We start from the raw sequence: 22,726 nt of genomic DNA, 5'->3' as shown, positions 1-22,726 counted from the left end.
GAGGGGAGTCGGCGCGGGCGTCGGCCCGCTCCGACTCCCCCGCGCTCACTCCACCACCGCGATCCCGTCCAGTTCCACCAGCGCCTCCTCGTCCCACAGCCGCACCACGCCCACCACCGCCATCGCCGGGTAGTCGCGGCCCGCCAACTGGCGCCAGATCCTGCCCAGGTCGCGGGCATCGGCTCGGTACGCGGCCACGTCCTTGGCGTAGACGGTGACACGCGCGAGGTCGGCGGGGGTGCCGCCGGCCGCGGTCAGGGCGTCCAGGAGGTTGCGCAGGGCGCGTTCGAACTGCTCGGGGAGCGTGGCGCCGACGACGTGGCCGTCGCCGTCCAGCGCGGTCTGGCCCGCGAGGAAGACCAGGCGGCCGCCGGTCGCGGTGACCGCGTGGCTGAAGCCGGTCGCCGGGGACAGCGCGGGCGGGTTGAGGCGTTCCAGGCTCACCGGTACAACTCCTTCGCGATGATGCTGCGTTGGACCTCGGTCGCGCCCTCGTAGACGCGCGGCGCGCGCACCTCGCGGTAGAGGTGTTCCAGCAGGTGGCCGCGTTCCAGCGCGCGGGCGCCGTGCAGTTGGACGGCGGCGTCGACGACGTACTGCGCGGTCTCGGTGGCGAAGAGCTTGGCCATCGCGGAGCGCTTGGCGATGTCCGGTGCCCCGGTGTCGTACGCCTGCGCCGCGGCCATCACCAGCAGCCGGGACGCCTCGGTGCGGGTGGCCATCTCGGCGAGGGTGTGGCCGACCGACTGGAGGTCTTTGAGCGGTCCGCCGAACGCGCTGCGGCTGCCCGCGTGCGCGACGGCCGCGTCGAGCGCGGCCTGCGCCATCCCGACGGCGAAGGCGCCGACGCTGGGGCGGAAGAGGTTGAGCGTGCTCATCGCGACGCGGAAGCCGTGGTCGACCTCGCCCAGCACGTCCTCGCGTCCGACCGGCACCGCGTCGAAGTCGAGGCGGCCGATGGGGTGCGGGGAGAGCATCTCCAGGCGCTCGCCGGTCAGGCCGGGCCGGTCGGCGGGGACGGCGAAGGCGGTGACGCCGCGCGAGCCCGCGCCCGGCGTGGTGCGGGCGAAGACGGTGTAGAGATCGGCCTCGGGGGCGTTGGAGATCCAGCACTTGGTGCCGGTCAGCCGCCAGCCGTCGCCGTCCGGGGCGGGTTCCGCGCGCAGGGAGAGCGCCGCCGCGTCGGATCCGGCGTCCGGCTCGGTGAGCGCGAACGCGGCGACCGCGCTGCCCGTCGTGATCTCCGGCAGCCAGCGGGCGGCGAGCTCCGGCGAGCGCAGCAGCGGATGCGCGCCCAGGCCCTGCAACGCGAGCGCGGTCTCGGCCTCGGTGCACTCGCGCGCCAACGACTCGCGCAGCAGGCACAGTTCGGTGGCGGACGGCCTGCCCTGGTGCGGGAAGAGGCGGTCCAGCAGGCCGAGGCGGCCGAGTTCGGCCAGCAGCGGCCGGTTGACCCGGCCCGGCTCGCCCTTCTCCGCGATCGGGCGCAGTCGGTGCGCGGCCTGACCGCGTACCCGTTCGCACCACATCTGCTGCTCCGGATCGAGCGCGAATCCCGGCACCTGCGGTCTCCTTCGCCTTGGGTTCCCCGGCCGCCCGGAGGCTTCCCGGCCGAGGGCGGTCGGCTGGGCCCGGCGGCCCCGGCGCCCGGTTGCCTTACTGCCCCGGACACCGGTCCGCCATCCTCCGTATCGCGGTCTGTTGACTGTCGTCACCATCACGTTACGCTGATTTCGCATTCGCACGGCCGGAAAGACCGCTCACCGCCACCCTCTCGGCCCGGCGCAAAGGGGCGCACCCGCCATGGACCTGTTGCCTGACCCGCCGCACTGTCCGCCGCACCGTCCACCGCTGCTGCCCTCCGCGCACCGGGACACCTTCCCCCGCGACCACCTGCCGCCCCGCGACCAGTGGCCCGACCTGACCCTGGCGGCGGCCGGACTGCGCTACCCGGACCGGCTCAACTGCGCGGTCGAGCTGCTGGACGCCACCGCGCGGCGGCTCGGGCCCGACCGCCCGTGCCTGCGGATGCCGGGCGGCGAGGTGTGGTCGTACGACGAGCTGCGGGCCGCCTCCGACCGCATCGCGCACGTGCTCACCGACGACCTCGGCGTGGTGCCGGGCAACCGGGTGCTGCTGCGCGGGCCGACCACGCCGTGGCTGGTGGCCTGCTGGTTCGCGGTGCTGAAGGCGGGCGCGGTGGCGGTGACCGTGCTGGCGGCGCAGCGGCCGCACGAGCTGGCGGTGATCTGCGACATCGCGCGGGTGCGGCACGCGCTGTGCGACGTGCGGGCGGTCGACGACCTGGTGAAGGCGGAGGTGCCGGGGCTGAAGGTGACCGCGTTCGGCGGCGAGTCGGCGACGGACCTGCTGAGCCTCGCGGCCGGGCGCCCGGACCGCTTCGAGGCGGTGGAGACCTCGGCGGACGACGTGGCGCTGATCGCGTTCACCTCGGGGACGACCGGGCGGCCGAAGGGCTGCATGCACTTCCACCGCGACCTGCTGGCGATCGCCGACACCTTCTCGGCGCGGGTGCTGCGGCCGCGGGCAGAGGACGTGTTCGCCGGGAGCCCGCCGCTGGGGTTCACCTTCGGCCTGGGCGGTCTCGTGGTCTTCCCGCTGCGCGCCGGAGCGTCCGCGCTGCTGCTGGAGGACGCCCACCCCGACCAACTGCTGGCGGCGATCGGGCGGCACCGGGTGAGCGTGGTGTTCACCGCGCCGACCGCGTACCGGGTGATGCTGGCGAAGCTGGCGGGCGAACCGGCGGCCCACGACATCGGCTCGCTGCGGCGCTGCGTGTCGGCCGGGGAGAACCTGCCGGCCGCCACCTGGCACGCCTGGCGCGAGCGGACCGGGCTGAGCATCGTCAACGGCATCGGCGCCACCGAGATGCTGCACATCTTCATCTCGGCGGCCGACGACGCGATACGGCCGGGCACGACCGGCGTCGCGGTCCCCGGCTACGAAGCGCGGGTCGTCGACGGCGTCACGATGGAGCCGGTGCCGGACGGAGAGCCCGGGCTGCTGGCGGTGCGCGGCCCGACGGGCTGCCGCTACCTGGCCGACGAGCGCCAGCGCGACTACGTGCGCGACGGCTGGAACCTCACCGGCGACACCTACGTGCGCGACGCGGACGGCTATTTCACGTACGTCGCCCGGGCCGACGACATGATCATCTCCGCCGGGTACAACATCGCGGCCCCGGAGGTAGAGGAGGCACTGCTGCGCCACCCGGACGTGCGGGAGGCGGCGGTGGTCGGCGTGCCGGACGCCGAACGCGGCCAGATCGCCCGGGCGTTCGTGGTCCTGCGCGAGGGCGTGCCGGGCGGCGAGGGGACGGCGGCCGCGCTGCGGGAGTTCACCAAGGGCGAGATCGTGCCGTACAAGTGCCCGCGCGAGATCGTCTTCACCGACGCGCTGCCGCGCACCCCGACGGGCAAGGTGCAGCGCTTCCGGCTGCGGGAGCCGGGCGCGGGCGGGTGAGGCGGACTGCCTAGAGTGAGCGCGTGGACGCCGTGAACGCACAGGACGACGCCGGGGCCGGGGCCGGGGGCGCGGGCGCGGGCCTCGCCGAAGCCGCGCACACCCCGGGGTCGCTGATCCTGACCTACTTCGGCGGGTACGGCCGCGAGCGGGACGGCGGGGGCGGGCGGATCGCGGTCGCCTCGCTGATCCGGCTGATGGACGCGGCGGGGGCGGGCGCGCCGTCGGTGCGCTCGGCGGTCTCGCGGCTCAAGCGGCGCGGGCTGCTGGTGCCGGAGAAGGTCGCGGGGTCGGCGGCGTACGCGCTGTCGCGGGACGCGGCGGAACTGCTGGCCGACGGCGACCGGCGCGTCTACGGGCACCCCGAGCCGGACGACGCGTGGGTCCTGGTGGTCTTCTCCGTGCCGGAGTCCGAACGCCACAAGCGGCACCTGCTGCGCTCACGCCTGACCCGGCTGGGCTTCGGCACGGCGGCGCCGGGGGTGTGGATCGCGCCGGCGCACCTGTACGAGGAGGCACGGCACGCGCTCGACCGGCTCGGTCTTTCGCCCTACGTCGACCTGTTCCGCGGCGCGCACCTGGGCTTCGAGCCGACCGCGGGGGCGGTGCGGCGGTGGTGGGACCTGGAGGGCATCGCGGCGCAGCACCGCGCGTTCCTGTCCGCGTACGAACCGCTGCTGGACGCCTGGTCACGCCGCCGGGACACCCCGCCGCGCGAGGCCTTCGGCGACTACCTGCGCGTCCTGGACTCCTGGCGCCACCTCCCCTACGCGGACCCGGGCCTCCCACCCCGCCTCCTCCCCGCCCACTGGCCCGGAGCGGAGGCGTCCCGGGTCTTCACCGCGCTGCACACCCGCTTGCGCGAGGCGGGAGCGGACTTCGTACGGGAGGTTCATCGGATGGGGTGACGCTCCGCCAGTTCACTCAACTCGGCAGCGTCAAGCGGGGCTTGGGCCCGTCCGTTCGGCCCGTCGGCGGCTTGCGGCTGCCTGCCTGGTACGGGAGGGGCCAGGGGGCTCCGGGGCCCTCGTAGTCCTGGTCCGCTGCCGCGTGGAGGGTCCAGTTCGGGTCGTACAGGTGGGGGCGGGCCAGCGCGCACAGGTCGGCTCTGCCTGCCAGGATCAGGGAGTTGACGTCGTCCCAGCTGGAGATCGCGCCTACCGCGATGACCGGGACGCCCAGGCGGTTGCGGATGCGGTCGGCGTACGGGGTCTGGTAGCTGCGGCCGAACGCGGGGCGCTCCTCGGGGACGACCTGGCCGGTGGAGACGTCGATGGCGTCCGCGCCGTGGGCCGCGAAGGCGCGGGCGATCTCCACCGCGTCGTCGGCCGTGGTGCCGCCCTCCGTCCAGTCGGTGGCCGAGACGCGCACCGTCATCGGGCGCTCCTTCGGCCACACCTCCCGCACGGCGTCGAAGACTTCGAGGGGGAAGCGCAGGCGGCCGGCGAGGTCGCCGCCGTAGGCGTCGGTGCGGCGGTTGGTCAGGGGGGACAGGAAGCCGCTGAGCAAGTAGCCGTGCGCGCAGTGGAGTTCGAGCAGGTCGAAGCCCGCGCGGGCGCCGCGTTGCGCCGCACGGACGAACTCCTCGCGGATCGCGGCGAGTCCGGCCGAATCCAGTTCGTGCGGGACCTGGTTGACGCCCGGCCGGTAGGGCAGCGGTGAGGCGGCGGTCAGCGGCCAGTTGCCGTCCGGCAACGGCTGGTCGATGCCGTCCCACATCAGGCGGGTCGAGCCCTTGCGTCCGCTGTGGCCGAGTTGCAGCCCGATGGCGGCGGTCGAGCGACCGTGCACGAAGTCCACGACGCGTTGCCATGCCCGCTCGTGCTCGTCCGCGTACAGGCCCGCGCAGCCCGGAGTGATCCTGCCGCGTTCGCTGACGCAGACCATCTCGGTCATGACCAGCCCCGCTCCGCCCAGCGCCCGGGCGCCGAGGTGGACGAGGTGGAAGTCGCCCGGCGTGCCGTCCACCGACGAGTACATGTCCATCGGGGAGACCACGACGCGGTTGCGCAGGGTCAGACCGCGCAGGGTGAAGGGGGTGAACATCGGCGGCGTGCCGTCGGGGACCCCGGCGTCGGCCTCCACGGCGGCGGTGAAGGACGGATCACGCAGGCGCAGGTTGTCGTGGGTGACGCGGCGGCTGCGGGTGAGCAGGTTGAACGCGAACTGCCGCTCGGGCTGCCCCGCGTACTGCTCCAGTTCCTCGAACCACTCCAGGCTCGCGGCGGCGGCGCGCTGCGTGCTGGCCACGACCGGCTTGCGCTCCTGTTCGTACGCGGCCAACGCGGCGTCCACACCGGGTTGTTCACTCAGCGTCGCGGCGAGCGCGAGGGCGTCCTCCATGGCGAGTTTGGTGCCGGAGCCGATGGAGAAGTGCGCGGTGTGGGCGGCGTCACCGAGCAGCACGACGTTCCCCGCCCGCCAGGTGTCGTTGACGACGGTGGTGAACGCCGTCCAGCGCGAGCGGTTGCCGGACAGGCGGTGGCCGTCGAGCAGCGGCGCGAAGTACTTCTCGCAGGCGGCGATCGAGGCGTCCTCGTCCATCAGGTCCAGCCCCGCGCGCCGCCACACCTCCTCGCGCATCTCCACGATGAACGTGCTCTGCGACGCCCCGAAGGGGTAACCGTGCGCGAGCATCAGGCCCGCCTCGGTCCGCGCCGTCTCGAAGCGGAACGCGTCCAGCGCGAAGTCGGCCGCGAGCCAGACGTAACGGCACCGGTGCTGGGTCAGGTGGGGGCGGAAGACATCGGCGTACGCGTCGCGGGTGGCGCTGCGCACCCCGTCCGCGGCGATCACGAGGTCGTACGACTCCGACAACTCGCTTACCAATGGTGCTTCTTGACGGAACCTCAGCTCAACGCCCAGGCCCCGGCAGCGGTCCTGGAGGATGGCCAGCAGGCGGTGCCTGCTCAGGGCCGCGAAGCCGTGGCCGCCCGAGCGCACCACACGGCCCGCGTGCGCCACGTCGATGGCGTCCCAGCGCACGAACTCCCGGCGCAGCGCCTCGTACACCACCGGGTCGGCGTGCTCGATGCCGCCGAGCGTCTCGTCGGAGAGCACGACGCCGAAGCCGAAGGTCTCGTCGGGCGGGTTGCGTTCCCACACGGTGATCTCGCGGGCCGGGTCGAGCCGTTTGAGCAGCGCCGCCGCGTACAGCCCGCCGGGGCCCGCGCCGACGACCGCGATCCGCAGCGGTCCCGGCACGGCTACCGCCCCTCCCACTTGGGCGGCCGTTTCCCGGTGAACGCGGCGTGGAACTCGGCGTAGTCCGCGCTGGTCATCAGCAACGCCTGGGTCGCCGCGTCCATCTCGATGGCGGCGCCGAGCGGCATGTCGAGTTCGGCGGTGAGCAGGGCCTTGGTCTGCGCGTAGGCGAGTGCGGGGCCCTCCGCCAGCCGTTTGGCGAGCGCGGCGGCGGCCTCCCCGGCCCGGCCGTCCTCGGTCAACTCGCTGACCAGGCCGATGCGTTGGGCCTCCTCGGAGCCGACCGGCTCGCCCAGCATCAGCAGCCGGGTCGCGTGGCCGAGGCCGACCACCCTCGGCAGCAGGTAGGCGGCGCCCATGTCGGCGCCGGACAGCCCGACGCGGGTGAACAGGAACGCGAACCGGGCGGAGCGCTCGACCACCCGGAAGTCCGAGGCCAGCGCCAGCACGGAGCCCGCGCCCGCCGCGATGCCGTGGATGGCGGCGACCACCGGGAACGGGCACTCCCGCAGCGCCCGCACCACCTGCCCGGTCATGCGCGTGAAGTCCAGCAGCTCACCGGCGCCCATCTCCAGCGTGGCGCCGATGATCTCGTCGACGTCGCCGCCGGAGCAGAAGCCGCGGCCCTCGCCGCCGAGGACCAGGGCCCGGGTGCGGCCGTCGCGGGCCAGCTCGGGGAGCAGGTCGCGCAGGTCGGCGTAGGCGCCGAAGGTGAGGGCGTTGAGCTTGTCCGGGCGGTCGAGGGTGACCGTGGTGACCCCGTCCGCGTGCGACAGCCGCAGATGGCGCCACTCCTCGGTGGTGCTCGCGGAGCCTCGCATCGGACTCATGGCATGGCCTCCTTCGCAGGACGGAGAGGCGGTCGCCCGCCCTGCGAAGTTATCACCGCATCGTGACCGGCGTCACGAGGGCGACACATCCAGGATCCCGGCGGCGGACCGCGTACGACAGGCGCCGACCCGAGCCCCGGCGGCGCTCAGCCGCCCGCGAGCGTCGCCACCAGGACCGCCTTGATGGTGTGCATGCGGTTCTCCGCCTGGTCGAAGACGATCGAGCGGTCCGACTCGAAGACCTCGTCGGTGACCTCCAGCGACTCGAGACCGAAGCGCTCGTGGACCTGGCGGCCGACCGCCGTGCCCAGGTCGTGGAAGGCCGGCAGGCAGTGCATGAACCGCACGCCGGGGTTGCCGGTCGCCTCCAGCACCTCGGCGGTCACCGCGTACGGGGTCAGCAGGGCGATGCGCTCGGCCCACACCTCCTGCGGCTCCCCCATCGACACCCAGATGTCGGTGTGCACGAAGTCCGCGCCGCGCACGCCCTCGGCGACGTCCTCGGTGATGGTGATCCGCGCTCCGCTGCCCTCGGCCAGCCGCCGCGCCCGGGCGGTCACCGCGTCCGAGGGCCACAGCGCGCGGGGCGCCACGATGCGCACGTCCATGCCGAGCAGGGCGCCGGTGACCAGCAGCGAGTTGCCCATGTTGTAGCGGGCGTCGCCGAGGTAGGCGTAGGAGATCTCCTCCAGCGGCTTGGCGGAGTGCTCGGCCATGGTGAGGACGTCGGCGAGCATCTGGGTGGGGTGCCACTCGTCGGTCAGTCCGTTGTAGACCGGCACCCCGGCGTACGCGGCCAGCTCCTCGACGACCTCCTGGCCGTTGCCGCGGTACTCGACGGCGTCGAAGAGGCGGCCGAGGACGCGGGCGGTGTCCTTGACCGACTCCTTGTGGCCCATCTGGGAGCCGGAGGGGTCGAGGTAGGTGGTGGAGGCGCCCTGGTCAGCGGCGGCGACCTCGAAGGAGCAGCGGGTCCTGGTGGAGGTCTTCTCGAAGACCAGCGCGATGTTGCGGCCGCTCAGCCGGCGCTCCTCGGTCCCGGCGCGCTTGGCGGCCTTCAGGGCCCCGGCCAGCTCCACCAGGTGACGGAACTCCTCGGCGGTGAAGTCCAGCTCCTTGAGGAAGTGGCGGCCTGTGAGGTCGATGGCCATGGCAGGCTCCTGGGTCGCGGCGGTCGAGAATGCTGGAAGTCTATACGACTATAGGCATCATTATGCGCGCACGACAGCGGGCCGCCCCGAGGCGGGCGGGCCTCTTGCGAGGTGGGCGGCCGGAGCGGCGGGCTCAGCCCGCGCCCACCGCGTCCCGTTCGACCGGGCAGCTCATGCAGCGCGGGCCGCCGCGACCCCGGCCGAGTTCGCTGCCGGGGATGGTGATCACCTCGATGCCCTGCTTGCGCAGGTGGGTGTTGGTCGTCACGTTGCGTTCGTACGCGACGACGACGCCCGGCTCGACGGCCAGCACGTTGCAGCCGTCGTCCCACTGCTCGCGTTCGGCCGCGTGCACGTCCTGGGTGGGGGTCAGCACCCGGATGCCGTCCAGGCCGAGGGAGGCCGCGATGGCGCGGTGCATGTGATCGGGAGCGTGGTCGGTGACCTTCAACTCGCCCTCCTCCGCGCCCGGTTCGATGGTGTACGAGCGCAGCATGCCCAGGCCCGCGTACTTGGTGAAGGCGTCGCCGTCCACCATCGTCATCACGGTGTCCAGGTGCATGAACGCCCGCTTCTTCGGCATGTCCAGCGCCACGATGGTCTTCGCGGAGCCCGCGTTGAACAGCCCGCGCGCCAGCATCTCGACCGCCTGCGGGGTGGTGCGCTCGCTCATCCCGATCAGCACGGCGCCGTTGCCGATCACCAGCACGTCGCCGCCCTCGATGGTGGACGGGTAGGCCGCCTGCCCCGCGGACCACACGTGGAACAGGCCGCCCGCGAACATCGGGTGGTAGCGGTAGATCGCCTCGAAGTGCACGGTCTCGCGCCAACGGGCGGGCCAGCGCATCGCGTTGATGCTGACGCCGTCGTAGACCCAGGCCGAGGTGTCGCGGGTGAACAGGTGGTTGGGGAGCGGTTCGAGCAGGAAGTCGTCCAGGTCCATGACGTGGAAGCGCACCGAGGTCGGTTCGGCGAACCTGGCCAGGAACTCCCGCTTGGTCAGCCCGCCGACCAGCGCTTCGGCCAGGTCGGCGGGTGGCAGCCCGGCGCAGGCGGCGCGCAGGTGGTCGGTGGCCAGCGGGCCGAACTCCTTCTCGTCGAAGACCCGGTCCAGCACCAGCCGCAACGCCTCGGGGACCTGGAGCGTCTCGCGCAGCAGGTCCCCGAACAGGTGCACCTCGATGCCCCGGTCGCGCAGTATGTCGGCGAAGGCGTCGTGCTCCGCCCGCGCTCTGCGGACCCACAGCACGTCGTCGAAGAGCAACGCCTCCTTGTTCGAAGGGGTGAGTCGTTTCAGCTCCAGGTCCGGGCGGTGCAGGATGACGCGGCGCAGCCGCCCGGCCTCGGAGTCCACGTGGAAACCCATGCCCTGACCTTTCCACGGCCGGGCGCGGTCCTACCCCGCCGAGCACCGCCGGGTTCCGGCCACGGCTCCGGCGTCGGGTCGGCGGGGCCGCGTCACAGCCTCGGGTCGACCGGCTCGGACTCCAGGGCGAGGACGGCGAAGACCGCCTCGTGGACCCGCCACAGCGGCTCGCCGCGCGCCAGCCGGTCCAGCGCCTCCAGGCCGAGCGCGTACTCGCGCAGCGCGAGGGAGCGCTTGTGGCCCAGGGAGCGCGAGCGCAGCCGGGCGAGGTTGTCCGGGCGGGCGTACTCGGGCCCGTAGACGATGCGCAGGTACTCCCGGCCGCGGCACTTGACGCCCGGCTGGACGAGGCCGCGCCGCCCGCGCACGTACGCCTGCACCGGCTTGACGACCATGCCCTCGCCGCCGGACGCGGTCAGCTCCAGCCACCAGTCGGTGCCGGCCGCCACGGACGCCTCGTCCTCGGTGTCGACGAACAGCCTGCGGGTGCCGGTGAGCAGCCCGCCGGTGTCGTGCGCGACGAGGCGGTCGATCAGGGCCAGCTGCGTGTCGTGCGGTGTCGTGGCCAGGTTGCGTCCGCGCGCCGCCAGCAGCTGGAACGGCGCGAGCCGCACGCCCTGAAGGCCCTCGGTGCTCCAGCAGTAGCGCCGGTAGGCCCGGGTGAACGCCTCGGCGTCCTCGGCCCGCCCGCGCTGCCGCTCCAGCAGTCCGCCCAAGTCCGCGCCCCTGCCCGCGGCCGCCTCCAGCGCGGACAGCGCGCCGGGCAGGACCGCCCGGGAGGCAGCGCCCACGGCGGCGTACTGCCCGCGCAGCAGCCCTGAGGCCTTCAGCGACCACGGCAACAGCTCGGCGTCGAGCAGCAGCCAGTCGGTGTCCAGTTCCTCCCACAGCCCGGCGGCGGTCACGGCGGCGCGCAGCCGGGCGAGGAACTCCTCGGTGATCGCCGGGTCGTCGAAGAACGGGCGCCCGGTGCGGGTGTGCAGGGCGCCGCTGACCTCGGGCGTGCCGTCGCCGCCGCGCGCGGCGCCGAAGCGCTCGGCGGCCACCGCCGCGTCCCGGCAGACCAGCGCCACCACGCGGGAGCCCATGTGCTTCTCCTCGCACACCACGTGGCGCACGCCGTCCTCGCGGTAGGCGGCGAACGCCTCGGCCGGGTGCTCCAGCCAGCCGTCGAGGCCGGAGGTCGCGCAGGGCGCCATGGTCGGCGGCAGGTAGGCGAGCAGGCCGGGGTCGACGGCGAAGCGGCTCATCACCTCCAGGGCGGCGGCCGCGTTCTCCTCGCGCACCGCGACCCGGCCGTGGTGGGCGGTCTCCACGACGCGGCGGCCGGTGACGTCGGCGAGGTCCAGCGGTCGGCCGTCCCGCCCGCCGGGTGCCTGCGCGGCCAGCGGCCTTACCGGCTCGTACCAGACGCGCTCGGCGGGCACGTCGACCAGCTCGCGCTCCGGCCAGCGCAACGCGGTCAGCCGGCCGCCGAAGACGCAACCGGTGTCCAAGCAGATGGTGTTGTTCAGCCAGGTGGCATTCGGCACGGGTGTGTGGCCGTAGACGACGGTGGCGCGACCGCGGTACTCCTCGGCCCACGGGTAGCGTACCGGCAGGCCGAACTCGTCGGTCTCGCCGGTGGTGTCGCCGTACAGCGCGTGCGAGCGCACCCGGCCCGAGGTGCGGCCGTGGTACTTCTCCGGCAGCCCGGCGTGGCAGACGACCAGGGCGCCGCCGTCCAGCACGTAGTGGCTGACCAGGCCCTCGACGAAGCGGCGCACGCGCGCGGTGAACTCCTCGTCCTGCGCGGTCAGTTGCTCGACGGTCTCGGCGAGGCCGTGGCCGACCTGGACCTGACGGCCCTTCAGCCAGCGGCCGAGCTTGTTCTCGTGGTTGCCGGAGACGCACAGCGCGCTGCCCGCCTCCACCATGTCCATCACCCGCGCCAGCACTCCGGGGCTGTCCGGGCCGCGGTCGATCAGGTCGCCGACGAAGACCGCCGTGCGGCCCTCCGGGTGGACGCCGTCCACGTAGCCCAACGCGCCCAGCAGCGCGTCCAGTTCGGAACGGCAGCCGTGCACGTCGCCGATGACGTCGAACGGACCGGTCAGGTGGCGCAGGTCGTTGTAGCGGCGCTCCAGGGTGATCGTGGCGGCGTCCACCTCGGCGGCGCCGCGCAGCACATGGACCTTGCGGAAGCCCTCGCGCTCCAAGTGGCGCAGCGATCGGCGCAGTTCGCGCTGATGGCGCCGGATGACGTGGCGGGGCAAGTGGGCACGGTCGGGCCGGGCCGCGTTGCGCTCGGCGCAGACCTGCTCGGGCACGTCCAGCACGATGGCGATGGGCAGCACGTCGTGCTCCCGCGCCAGCCGGACCAGCGCGGCCCGGCCCTCGGCCTGCACGTTGGTGGCGTCGACGACGGTCAGGCGTCCGGCGGCCAGCCGCTTGCCCGCGATGTGGTGCAGCACGTCGAAGGCGTCGGCGGAGGCACTCTGGTCGTTCTCGTCGTCGCTGACCAGGCCCCGGCAGACGTCGGAGGAGACGATCTGGGTGGGCGCGAAGTGGCGCCTGGCGAAGGTGGACTTGCCGGATCCGGTGGCGCCGATCAGCACGACGAGGGACAGGTCGGTGACGGGCAGGACGCGGCCGGGAGCGGCGGCGGGCGGGGTCGGGGGCGGGGCAGCGGGTGGGGTCGGAGGCGGGGGTGGAGGCGGGGTGCCGGTCATGCCGCGGGCTCCTTTCCGGTGCGGGTGCTGTCGGGGCGGGGTTTTTCGGTGGGGGTGTTTGCGGTGTGCGTGTATTCGGTGCGCGTGTATTCGGTGCGGGTGCTTCCGGGATGCGTGCTTTCGGTGCGGGTGCTTCTGGTGTGCGTGCTTGCGGTGTGCGTGCTTCTGGTGTGCGTGCTTCCGGTGCGGGTGTCCGCGGTGAGCGTGGTGGCGTGGAAGACGGCCATCTGGGTGGGCGGGCCGACCTCGGGGTCGTCCTCGCCGACCGGGGCGAACTCGACCTCGTAGCCGTGCCGTTCGGCGACCGCGCGGGCCCAGGCGCGGAACTGCTGGCGGGTCCACTCGAAGCGGTGGTCGCCGTGCCGCATGTGCCCGGCCGGGAGCGTCTCCCAGCGCACGTTGTACTCGACGTTGGGCGTGGTCACGATCACCGTGCCGGGGCGGGCGGCGCCGAAGACCGCGTACTCCAGCGCGGGCAGGCGCGGCGGGTCGACGTGCTCGATCACCTCGCTGAGCACGGCGGCGTCGTAGCCCTTCAGGCGCGCGTCGGTGTACGCGAGGGAGCCCTGGAGCAGCCGCACGCGGGCGGCCTGCCGTTCCGTGAGGCGGTCGAGCCGCAACCGCCGGGCCGCGATCGTAAGCGCGCGTGTCGACACATCGACACCCACGACCTCGGTGAAACGGGGGTCCTTCAGCAGCTCCTGCGTCAACTGGCCCTGACCGCAGCCCAGGTCGAGAACACGGGCGGCGCCGTGGGAGCGCAGCACGGCGGCGATCGCCTCGCGACGCAGGACGGCGAGGGGGCGCGGGGCGGTTTCCTCGGTGAGGGGCGCTGTGGCATGGGCCTGCGGGGAGGTGGCGGTGGCATGGGTCTGCGGGGCGGTGGCGGCGTCGGCCTCGTCAGCCGCGTCCGGGCCCCCGTCCTCCACCGCGTTGTCGATCTCCTCCGTCGCGCTGTCGTCGGTCTCGGCGAGCCGGGCCAGCGCGAGCCGCTCCACCGCCTGCCGGGTCAGGCCCCAACGGTGCGACAGGTAGCGGGAGGTGATCAGCTGCTGCTCGGGGTGACCGGCGAGCCAGCCCTCTCCCGCGCGCAGCAGCTTGTCGACCTCGTCGGGCGCGATCCAGTAGTGCTTGGCGTCGTCCAGCACCGGCAGCAGCACGTACAGGTGCCGCAACGCGTCGGACAGCCGCTGCTCACCCTCCAACGTGAGCGCCACGTACCGCGATTCGCCCCACTCCGGGAACTCCTCGTCCAGCGGCACGGGCCGCGCGGTCACCGTCCAGCCCAACGGCTCGAACAGCGCCCGCACCAGCGGCACACCGCCCCGCGCGGGCAGCGCCGGGACCTCGACGCGCAACGGCATCGGTGCCGCCGCCCGCTCGGGCCGCGCGGGGGACACCCCCTTGAGCGCGCTGGCGAACACCGCGCTCAGCGCGACGGAGAGCAGTGAACTGGCCGCGTAGGGGCGGTCGTTGACGTACTGCGCGAGGGCGCTGTCGGGCGTGCCGCCGCCGCGTCCCTTGCCCTTGGCGCGCCGCACCAGGGCGACCGGATCCACCTCCAGCAGCAGCGCCGCCGTGCACAACTGCTCGGACGCCTGCGGGTAGAAGACGTGGGCGGTGCCGTACGACGTGCTGAACTCCTGCGCCCTGTCCGGGTGTTTGTGCAGCAGGAAGCCCAGGTCGGTGGCGGGTGCCGCCGAGGTGCCGGTGGTGGTGATCGTCAGGAACACACGTCCGAGTATCGCCGTGGCCCGACCGAGCCGACCACCGGTTTTCACGGAGCGTGGCCGGGCCCCGGGGGGTCGTCGCGAACGGCTCGCGCGAGGGGTTCGAGGGCGGCGGCGATCTCGCGGACGGCGGCGGGGCCGACCCGGCAGCAGCCGCCGATCAGCCGTGCCCCGGCCGCGTGCCAGCGGGCGACCACCCGCGCCGGCCGATAGGTCGCCTCGCCCCGCCAGGCGCGGGCTTCGGCGTCCCAGCGTTCGCCGCTGTTGGGGTAGACCACGACCGGCTTGCCCGTCACCTCGCGCGCGATCGGGATCGCCCGTTCGACGTCGTCCGCCGTGGAGCAGTTGACGCCGACCGCGATCACCTCCGGGGCGTCGGCGGCCAAGGCGAAGGCGTGCTCCAGCGGCTGCCCCGCCCGGGTGCGCTCCCCCGCAATGCTGTACGACAACCACACCGGCACGCCGACGCCCTGGACGGCACGCAGCAGCGCCTCCGCCTCGTCGGCGTCCGGCACGGTCTCCAGCGCGAACACGTCGGGCGCCGCCTCGGCGAGCGTCTCGATCCGGGGACGGTGGAAGCGTTCCAGCTCCCTGACGCCGAGACCGTAGCGGCCGCGGTACTCGCTGCCGTCGGCGAGCATCGCGCCGTACGGGCCGACCGAGGCGGCGACCCACACGTCGTCACGGTCGGCGGCGGCTCCTCGCGCCAGCTCCACGCTGCGGCGCAGCAGCCGGGAGGCGCCCGCGCGGTCCACGCCGCGCCGCGCGAACCCCTCGTACGTCGCCTGATAACTGGCGGTGATGAGCACCCGGGCGCCCGCCGCGACGTAGGCCGCGTGCGCGGCCCGGATCGCGGCGGGGTCGTCGGCGAGCAGCCGGGCCGACCACAGCTCGTCGGACAGGTCGTGGCCCGCGACGGCGAGCTGATGGGACAGCCCGCCGTCGAGCACGACCGGGCCGCGGGCGAGCGCGTCGGCGAGACCGGTGGTCGGGGCGGACACCGCGGGTGCTCCTCAGGAGGGTCGGTTTGGAAGCCGAGTGGATCGGGCTCTCGGGCAGGGGGCGGTCGGGGCGCGGTGGGCCGGGCCGCGGTCGCACGCGGTCGGCCGGGACGTGGACGCACGCGGTCGGCCGGGCTGCGTTCCGCCGGTCAGTCCAGCTGCGGCAGCACGTCCGAGGAGATCAGCTCCAGGTGGTCGAGGTCGTGCAGGTCGAGGATCTGGAGGTACATCCGGGAGGAGCCGGTCTCGGCGTAGCGGCCGATCTTGTCGACGACCTCGGCGGGCGTGCCGCTCAGACCGTTGGCCCGCAGTTCGTCGGGCTCACGGCCGATGGCGGCGGCGCGGCGGGCGATCTCGGCCTCGTCCTTGCCGACGCAGGCGACCATCGCGTTGGAGTACACCAGCTCGTCCGGCGCGCGCCCGATCGCCTCGGCCGCCTCCCGCACCCGCCCGAACTGGCGCGCGGTGTCCTCGACGGACGCGAACGGGATGTTGAACTCGTCCGCGTACCGGGCCGCGAGCCGCGGGGTGCGCTTGGCGCCGTGACCGCCGATGAGCACCGGGACCTTGGGCTGCGCGGGCTTGGGCAGCGCGGGCGAGCCGGTCAGCTGGTAGAACGTGCCGTGGTGGTCGTAGGTCTGCCCGGCCGGCGTGGACCACAACCCGGTGACGATCTCCAACTGCTCCTCCAGCCGCGCGAACCGCTCCTTGGGGAACGGAATGCCGTACGCGGCGTGCTCCTCCTCGTACCACCCGGCGCCCAGCCCGAGTTCCACCCGGCCGCCGGACATCTGGTCGACCTGGGCGACCTCGATGGCGAGCACGCCGGGCAGCCGGAACGTGCCCGCGGTCATCAGGGTGCCCAGCCGGATGCGCCGGGTCTCCCGGGCGAGTCCGGCCAGCGTGATCCAGGCGTCGGTGGGCCCGGGCAGTCCGTCCCCGCCGCCCATCTTCAAATAATGGTCGGAGCGGAAGAACGCGTCGAAGCCGAGTTCCTCGGTGGCCTTGGCCACGGTGAGCAACGTGTCGTAGGAGGCGCCCTGCTGGGGCTCGGTGAAAATGCGCAGATCCATACCTCCATCGTGCACCGCCGGGTGGCGGTCAACCCGACAGGCCCGCGAGGGAGAGTGCGAAGCGGTCCTGCTCGTCGGTCCACCAGTGGGTCAACTCCAGTCCCGCGCGGGCCAATTCGTCGCGCACCCTCTCCTCGCGGAACTTCGCCGATATCTCGGTGCGCAATTCCTCACCGGCGGCGAAGTCGACCTTGAGGTCGAGCGCCGGGATCTTCGCGGTGAGCGCGGTACGGGCGCGCAGCCGCATCTCGATCCACTCGTGCCCGGCGTCCCAGCGGGCGACGTGCTCGAAGTCGTCCGGGTCGAGGTCGGCGCCCAGCTCGCGCTTGAGCACGGCCAGCACGTTCTTGTTGAACGCGGCCGTCACCCCGGCACTGTCGTCGTAGGCGGCGACCAGCGTCGCCTCGTCCTTGACCAGGTCCGTGCCGAGCAGCAGCGTGTCGCCCGGGCGCAGCGCGGCACGCACCCTGGCGAGGAACACCGCGCGTTCGGCGGGCAGCAGGTTGCCGATGGTGCCGCCCAGGAAGACCACCAGGCGCGGTCCTTCGGTGTCCGGCAGCGTCAGGCCCGCGGTGAAGTCGGCGACCAGGCCGTGCACGGTCAGCCCCGGGTAGTCGGCGATCAGCGCCTGCCCGGCCTGCTCCAGGGCGGATTCGCTGACGTCCACCGGTATGTAGGCGCCCAGCGTGCCGCGTTCGCGCAGCGCCTCGATGAGCAGGCGGGTCTTCTCCGACGAGCCGGAGCCCAGCTCCACCAGGGTGCGCGCGCCGGTGGCCGCCGCGATGTCCCCGGCGACCCGGTCGAGGATCGCGCGCTCGGCACGGGTCGGGTAGTACTCGGGCAGCCGCGTGATCTCCTCGAACAGCTCGCTGCCGCGCGCGTCGTAGAACCACTTGGGCGGCAGCCACTTGGGGTCGGCGGTGAGCCCCTCCGTCACGTCGGCGCGCAGGGCGTCGGCGGTCGCGTCGGCGGGCAGGTGGCGGGTCAGGGTGAAGGGGCTCATGCGGAGGGCTCCTTGAGGGGGGAGGCGTCGATCCCGTCGGGCGTGGCCAGGACCAGGGTGCGGTCCGGGACCTGCGTCCAGCCGGGTTCGTCGTCGTACGGTTCCGAGGCCACGACGACGTGGTCACCGGGTACGAGGTGGTGCCACAGGGTGTCGCCCCAGGTGGTGGCGGCGATGGTGGTGCCGTCGGTGAGCAGGAGGTTGAGGCGGGCGGGGGTGCGGGCGGCGGTGTCGAGCACGGTGTCGGCCAGCGCCTCACCGAGGCTGTGCCCGGAGCGCAACCGGTGCAGCACCAGCGCCCACAGCAGCGCGCTGTCGCAGCGGGCCTCCAGCGACAGCAGCCGCTCCGGCGGCAGGTCGGCGGCGAGGTCGGCCACCGACGCGGGCCAGCCGGTGACCGCGCCGTTGTGGCTGAACAGCCAGCGCTCGGCGGCGAACGGCGCCGCCGCCGACTCGTCGGGCGTCGACCCCTCGGTGGCGTCGCGCACGGCGGCGAGCAGGGCCCGGCTGCGCACGACCCGGGTCAGGTCGGCGAACGACGGGTCGGCCCAGACCGGACCCGTCCTGCGGTAGCGCGCGGGCAGCGGGTCGCCGTCCGCGTACCAGCCGACGCCGAAACCGTCGGCGTTGACCGTGCCATGTCGCTGCATGCGCGGTGCCCAGGACTGCCGCAGCAGCGAGTGCGGCGGCTCGGCGACGACGCTGCGCAGCGCCACCGGTGGCCCGAGGTAGGCGAGATGACGGCACATCAGGCTTCCTCGGGGCGGGCGTCGCGTGCGGTGCGGAAGCCGGCGAATATCTGGCGGCGGATCGGATAGTCCCAGTTGCGGAAGGTGCCCCGGCAGGCGACCGGGTCCACCGAGAACGCCCCGCCCCGCAGCATCTTGTACTCGGGACCGAAGAACACCTCCGAGTACTCCCGGTACGGGAACGGCTCGAACCCCGGGTACGGGCGGAAGTCGCTCGCCGTCCACTCCCACACGTCGCCGATCAACTGCCGCACGCCGTACGGCGAGGCGCCCTGCGGGTAGCTTCCTGCCGGGGCGGGACGCAGGTGGCGCTGGCCGAGGTTGGCGCGCTCTGGGGTCGGGTCGGCGTCGCCCCAGGGGTAGCGGCGGGAGCGGCCGGTGGCCGGGTCGTGCCGGGCGGCCTTCTCCCACTCGGCCTCGGTCGGCAGCCGCCTGCCGGCCCACCGCGCGTAGGCGTCGGCCTCGTACCAGCTGACGTGCAGGACCGGCTCCGCCTCGGGCACCGGCTCGACCTCGCCGAACCTGCGCCGCAGCCACCGCCGCCCGTCGCCGCTCCAGAACAACGGCGCCTCCAGATCGTGGCGCCGCACCATCTCCCAGCCCTCCGGCGCCCACCAGCGCCGGTCCCGGTAGCCGCCGTCGGCGATGAACCGCTGGTAGTCGCCGCAGGTGACCGGGGTGGTGTCCAGGAAGTACGGCGCCACGTCCACCTGGTGGGCCGGGCGCTCGTTGTCCAGCGCCCACGGCTCGGTGGACGTGCCCATGGTGAACGGGCCGCCCGGGATCAGCACCTCACGCGGCAGCAACGCGGCGTCGGCGGGCGCCGGAGGCGGCTCGGGAGCGGTCAACGCGGCCGGTCCGCGCCGCAGTTGGTGGGTGATCAGCATCGTCTCGTCGTGCTGCTGCTCGTGTTGCGCGATCATGCCGAACGCGAAGCCCGCCTCGACCAGCCGGTCGCCGCGCAACGCGGTCGTCTCCAGCAGGTCGAACACCCTGCCGCGCACCTCGGACGCGTATCCGCGCGCCTCCCCGGGCGACAGCAGCGGCAACGTCGGACGCGCGGACCGCGGGTGCTCGAACGCGTCGTAGATGGGGTCGATGTCCGGGCGGATCGCCTCCCTGCCGCCGACCCCGCGCAGCAGCCACAGCTCCTCCTGGTTGGCGATGTGCGCCAGGTCCCACACCAGCGGCGACATCAGCGGGGAGTGCTGCGCGATCAGGTCCTGCTCGTCCACGCAGGTCGTCAGGTGGTGCGTACGGTGGCGCGCGCCGTCCAGGACGTGAAGGGCGCGGCGCCTGAGCGCCTCGGGGTCGGTGCCGGCGGCCTCCGAGTCCGGCGGAGCGGCGTCGGTGTCGGTCATGATCGGCCGTCCTTCCCGATGAGCGGAGCCGTCCGGGCGGGCACCCGGCCGGCCGTGGTGGTGATGGAGTACGGGTCGAGCAGGTCGTCGGCGGGACATCGGCCCCGGGCGACATAGCGGTCGGCGAACGTCTCGACGGCGTCGCGTATCGCCGTCGAGGCACCGAGCCTGGGCAGCGCCTCGCGGGCGGCGGCGAAGCACTTGTCCGCCGCGAGCCGCAACGCGGCGTCGGTCATCCCGCCGCGCGCCGCACGGCGCCACAACGGGTTGCCCGGCGCCCGCTCGTACGGCCGCAGGTCCAGCGGCCGCACCGCGCGGTGGGCGGCCTCGGCGGCCACCGGGTCGTCCAGCAGCGCCGTGGTGACGGCCAGCGGCACGACCCAGCCGTCGTCGCCCGGCTGCGCGTCGATCATGCGCAACTCCAGGTGGCCGTGCGGCCTGACCGGCGGGAACAGGGTGGTCAGGTGGTAGGCGAGGTCGTCCTCGGTGGGCGGCCGCAGCCCCGCCGCCCGGCCCCGCCCGCGTATCCACTCGCGGAACGTCAGCCCGGTCGGCGGCACCGCCCACGGCTGTCCCTCCTCCTCCGCGCGCACGCACAGCACCGGAGCGCCCAGCGCGAAGCGGGCCCACGCGTCCCTGGGATCGTCGGCGTGGTCGGGGGCGGTCGTGCGACCGGGGTCGAGAGCGGTCCAGACGGCTTGGCGGGTGGAACGGACGCCGGTGGGGCGGCCCCTTCTGAGCGGCGAGTTGGCGAACGCGGCGATCAGCACCGGACCGAGCAGATGGGCGAGCCGCCAGCGGGCCGCGTATCCGTCGGGTCCGGCACCCGCGGTGCCGGCGTCCAGGCAGACCTGGACCGAGGCCGTGCTGCACATCATGGAGCGGCCGACCGGCCCTGCCCGGTCGAAGTACTCCTCCATGGCGGTGTAGCGCGGCAGTTGGAGCACGCGGCGCGGCCGGTGCCACGGCTCGTGACCGAACCCGGCGAGACGCAGCGCGTGGTCACGCAACGCCTCACGGACGATCGCGAGGTCGGCGGTCATCGACTCCACGCAGGAGGTCAACGACTCGGCCGGCGGAGAACTCAGCTCCAGCTGACCGCCGGGCTCCTGGGTGAGCAGCGAGGCGAGCGGGAGTCGACGCAGGTCGTGGTGGGCCTCGGCGAGCCGGGGCGGGGCGACGGGACGCGCGGGGTCACGCGCGTCGTGGACGAGCCATTCCAGTTCGACGCCGACGCGGCGCGGTGGGCCGTTCTTGAAGCAGATGCCGTGGGCTCGCGCCTCGGCCTCCGCTTCTCCGATGGGAAGGAAAGCGTTCATTGCCGGACCCTCTCGCTCGACGGTCTCGCTCGGGCAACCACTCCACTGCATCACGATCCGAGGCGAACCGCACGCTTTTTACGAACACCTGTTCCCCTGCTGCTCGCTCCTCTGCCCTCTTTGCCCGCCCGGCGCCCGACCAATCGCCTCAGCACGCCATCCGGCCAGACCGGGAGCGGGCCACTCGAATGGCTGTATTGGGGCTTGCGCGAGGGCGCGGCGGAGCGCGGGGCCGGACCGGAGGCGGGCTACGGAGGGGCCTTCTTCGCTTCCGGTGCGCTGTCGGGCCGCGGCGGGCCGTCTCCCGACTCCGGGGGCGGCCTCGGACCGGAGCGGGGCGGCGGTGGACCGGAGTGGCGAGAGGGTGGACCGGAGCGGGGCGGCGGCGGGCCGGACGGGGGCGCGGGCGGGCCGGACGAAGGCGACGGTGGCCCGGACGGGGGCGCGGGCGGCGGCGGGCCGGAGGCGTATCGCGTCAGCAGGTCCCGCACGCGGTCCCTCGCCTCGTCCACGGCGTCCATCGCCTCGATGCACTGCCAGTAGACGTTCTCCTCCTCGGTCGCGCAGGCGACGGCGACCAGGGCGACGACCACGTCGGCGGCCAGGGCCAGCAGGGCCCGCAGCGCGGCGGACGGCTCCCGGACCCCGGTGAGGGCCGCCGCCCTCGCCGGGCCTCCGCGCATGCGGGGCGGGGCGTCGCCGGTCACCGCGAGGTGGGCACCGACCGCCTCCACGAGCGCCTGCGCCTGCCACGCCTCCGCGATGACCTCCTGCGCGTCCCGGGCCCGCGCGAGCGCGTGCCTCGTCACCGTGATGAGCCTCAGGGCGTCCATCTCGATCTCTCCCGCCTGGTCGTTCCCACGGCACCTCACGGCGCCCTCGTCACTCAGCGTGGACGACGGGAGCCCGGAGTGGGGGCGGGCATCGATTTCGGTGGACGGGCGGATGGTTGTGGATAAGTTCGTCAGTCTTGCGGGGGAAGGGAGGGGCTGAAGGCTTGGAGGCGGGCGAAGAGGGGGCATGATGGCGGGAAACCAGCCGCGCGGCGGTGTGCCCCTTCGACTCACGGGGCCCGGTCGACTCGCGGGTCCGGACAGCTCACGGGGGCCGGGCGGGTATCTGGGCCCGTACAACTCACGGGGCCGGTCGAACTCACACGGGCTGAAGGCTCTACAGGTCCGCTCAACTCACCCTGCGGAGGCGGCCCTCCCGGCTCATCCCCTCGACCGCCTCACGCCTCCCCCGTTCCCGTTCCCGGTGCCGGGAACCTCCGTTCGTTGCGGTCGATCTTGGCGGAGAGGGCGGCGAGCGGGTCGATCCCCAGGACCTCGCAGAACTGGAGCAAATAGGCCAGCACGTCGGCCACTTCGTCCTCCACCCGGTGCGCCGCGTCCGGGTCGGCCATCACCCGCGCGGATTCCTCCGGGGTCGACCACTGGAAGATCTTCAGGAGTTCGGAGGCCTCGACGCTGAGCGCCGCCGCGAGGTTCTTGGGGGTGTGGTACGGCTGCCAGTGCCGGGCCGCCGCGAACTCGGTCAGCCTGCGCCGCAGCGCCTCCAGGTCTTCGGTCACCCGCCAAGGTCTACCGCATCCCGCCGACAGTCACCGCTCCGCGAGCCACGCCCCGGGCACCCCGCACCCCGCACCCCGCACCCCCTCAAGCCCGAAGCACGCCGCATCCCCCAAACCCCCAGCCACCCCCACCCCCCCCCCCCCCAGCACCCCCCCCCCCCCCCCCCCCCCC

General features: G+C 73.7%; 18 protein-coding genes. 2 read left to right on the top strand and 16 right to left on the bottom strand.

Annotation, left to right across the window (positions count from 1 at the left end):
* Window positions 1-45 precede the first annotated feature (45 nt).
* Together K7472_RS12695 and K7472_RS12690 are read right to left on the bottom strand one after the other, a co-directional pair.
* A complete protein-coding gene (locus K7472_RS12695; RefSeq protein ID WP_222977253.1) occupies window positions 46-444 on the bottom strand; it encodes a RidA family protein in 399 nt (132 codons plus the stop codon).
* The gene (locus K7472_RS12690; protein WP_222977252.1) at window positions 441-1,562 is read right to left on the bottom strand and encodes an acyl-CoA dehydrogenase family protein; all 1,122 of its coding nucleotides are present in this window, start codon (window positions 1,560-1,562) and stop codon (window positions 441-443) included. Before K7472_RS12690 ends, K7472_RS12695 begins: the two co-directional genes overlap by 4 nt.
* 241 nt (window positions 1,563-1,803) lie before the next feature.
* Between K7472_RS12690 and K7472_RS12685 the strand changes: the two genes are divergently transcribed.
* Window positions 1,804-3,483, top strand: coding sequence for an AMP-binding protein (locus K7472_RS12685; RefSeq protein ID WP_222977251.1), 1,680 nt, complete (start codon window positions 1,804-1,806; stop codon window positions 3,481-3,483).
* Window positions 3,484-3,596: 113 nt separating this feature from the next.
* Window positions 3,597-4,391 carry a PaaX family transcriptional regulator gene (locus tag K7472_RS12680; protein ID WP_252395538.1) on the top strand — a complete coding sequence of 265 codons (795 nt, stop codon included), beginning with the start codon at window positions 3,597-3,599 and terminating at the stop codon, window positions 4,389-4,391.
* 16 nt (window positions 4,392-4,407) lie between these two features.
* Here the strand turns inward: K7472_RS12680 and K7472_RS12675 are convergent, their stop codons facing one another.
* From K7472_RS12675 to K7472_RS12610, 14 genes are all read right to left on the bottom strand, one after another.
* Complete coding sequence (locus K7472_RS12675) at window positions 4,408-6,687, bottom strand: bifunctional salicylyl-CoA 5-hydroxylase/oxidoreductase (protein ID WP_308013882.1); 2,280 nt, start codon at window positions 6,685-6,687, stop codon at window positions 4,408-4,410.
* Window positions 6,688-6,689: 2 nt separating this feature from the next.
* Complete coding sequence (locus K7472_RS12670) at window positions 6,690-7,517, bottom strand: enoyl-CoA hydratase family protein (RefSeq protein ID WP_222977250.1); 828 nt, start codon at window positions 7,515-7,517, stop codon at window positions 6,690-6,692.
* Window positions 7,518-7,663: 146 nt separating this feature from the next.
* Window positions 7,664-8,668, bottom strand: a complete 1,005-nt coding sequence (gene argF / locus K7472_RS12665; RefSeq protein ID WP_222977249.1) for an ornithine carbamoyltransferase — start codon at window positions 8,666-8,668, stop codon at window positions 7,664-7,666.
* 133 nt (window positions 8,669-8,801) lie between these two features.
* Entirely contained in the window at window positions 8,802-10,034 is a 1,233-nt protein-coding gene (locus K7472_RS12660; RefSeq protein ID WP_222977248.1) for an arginine deiminase, read from the bottom strand.
* Window positions 10,035-10,126: 92 nt separating this feature from the next.
* Window positions 10,127-12,745: a polynucleotide kinase-phosphatase gene (locus tag K7472_RS12655; RefSeq protein ID WP_222977243.1), complete on the bottom strand. Its 2,619-nt coding sequence runs from the start codon at window positions 12,743-12,745 to the stop codon at window positions 10,127-10,129.
* Entirely contained in the window at window positions 12,742-14,478 is a 1,737-nt protein-coding gene (locus K7472_RS12650) for a 3' terminal RNA ribose 2'-O-methyltransferase Hen1 (RefSeq protein ID WP_222977238.1), read from the bottom strand. The genes K7472_RS12655 and K7472_RS12650 overlap by 4 nt, the downstream gene beginning before the upstream one ends.
* Before the next feature lie 44 nt (window positions 14,479-14,522).
* Window positions 14,523-15,476, bottom strand: coding sequence for a homocysteine S-methyltransferase (gene mmuM / locus K7472_RS12645; RefSeq protein WP_222977236.1), 954 nt, complete (start codon window positions 15,474-15,476; stop codon window positions 14,523-14,525).
* Between the two features lie 149 nt (window positions 15,477-15,625).
* Window positions 15,626-16,549 (bottom strand): LLM class F420-dependent oxidoreductase, encoded by a 924-nt coding sequence (locus tag K7472_RS12640; protein WP_222977234.1) that lies wholly within the window; start codon window positions 16,547-16,549, stop codon window positions 15,626-15,628.
* A gap of 28 nt (window positions 16,550-16,577) precedes the next feature.
* Window positions 16,578-17,552 (bottom strand): L-histidine N(alpha)-methyltransferase, encoded by a 975-nt coding sequence (gene egtD / locus K7472_RS12635; RefSeq protein WP_222977232.1) that lies wholly within the window; start codon window positions 17,550-17,552, stop codon window positions 16,578-16,580.
* Complete coding sequence (egtC, locus tag K7472_RS12630) at window positions 17,549-18,301, bottom strand: ergothioneine biosynthesis protein EgtC (protein ID WP_222977230.1); 753 nt, start codon at window positions 18,299-18,301, stop codon at window positions 17,549-17,551. The genes egtD and egtC overlap by 4 nt, the downstream gene beginning before the upstream one ends.
* Window positions 18,301-19,662, bottom strand: coding sequence for an ergothioneine biosynthesis protein EgtB (gene egtB / locus K7472_RS12625; protein WP_222977228.1), 1,362 nt, complete (start codon window positions 19,660-19,662; stop codon window positions 18,301-18,303). Before egtB ends, egtC begins: the two co-directional genes overlap by 1 nt.
* Window positions 19,659-20,981: an ergothioneine biosynthesis glutamate--cysteine ligase EgtA gene (egtA, locus tag K7472_RS12620; protein WP_222977227.1), complete on the bottom strand. Its 1,323-nt coding sequence runs from the start codon at window positions 20,979-20,981 to the stop codon at window positions 19,659-19,661. Before egtA ends, egtB begins: the two co-directional genes overlap by 4 nt.
* A gap of 248 nt (window positions 20,982-21,229) precedes the next feature.
* A complete protein-coding gene (locus K7472_RS32620; protein ID WP_252395529.1) occupies window positions 21,230-21,814 on the bottom strand; it encodes a DUF6099 family protein in 585 nt (194 codons plus the stop codon).
* Between the two features lie 398 nt (window positions 21,815-22,212).
* Window positions 22,213-22,554, bottom strand: a complete 342-nt coding sequence (locus K7472_RS12610) for a nucleotide pyrophosphohydrolase (RefSeq protein ID WP_222977226.1) — start codon at window positions 22,552-22,554, stop codon at window positions 22,213-22,215.
* Between the last annotated feature and the right edge of the window lie 172 nt (window positions 22,555-22,726).

It is taken from the genome of Streptantibioticus parmotrematis, from assembly GCF_019890615.1.
GTDB classification, from domain to species: Bacteria; Actinomycetota; Actinomycetes; order Streptomycetales; family Streptomycetaceae; genus Streptantibioticus_D; species Streptantibioticus_D parmotrematis.
This window is presented reverse-complemented; position numbering and strand designations above follow the sequence as displayed.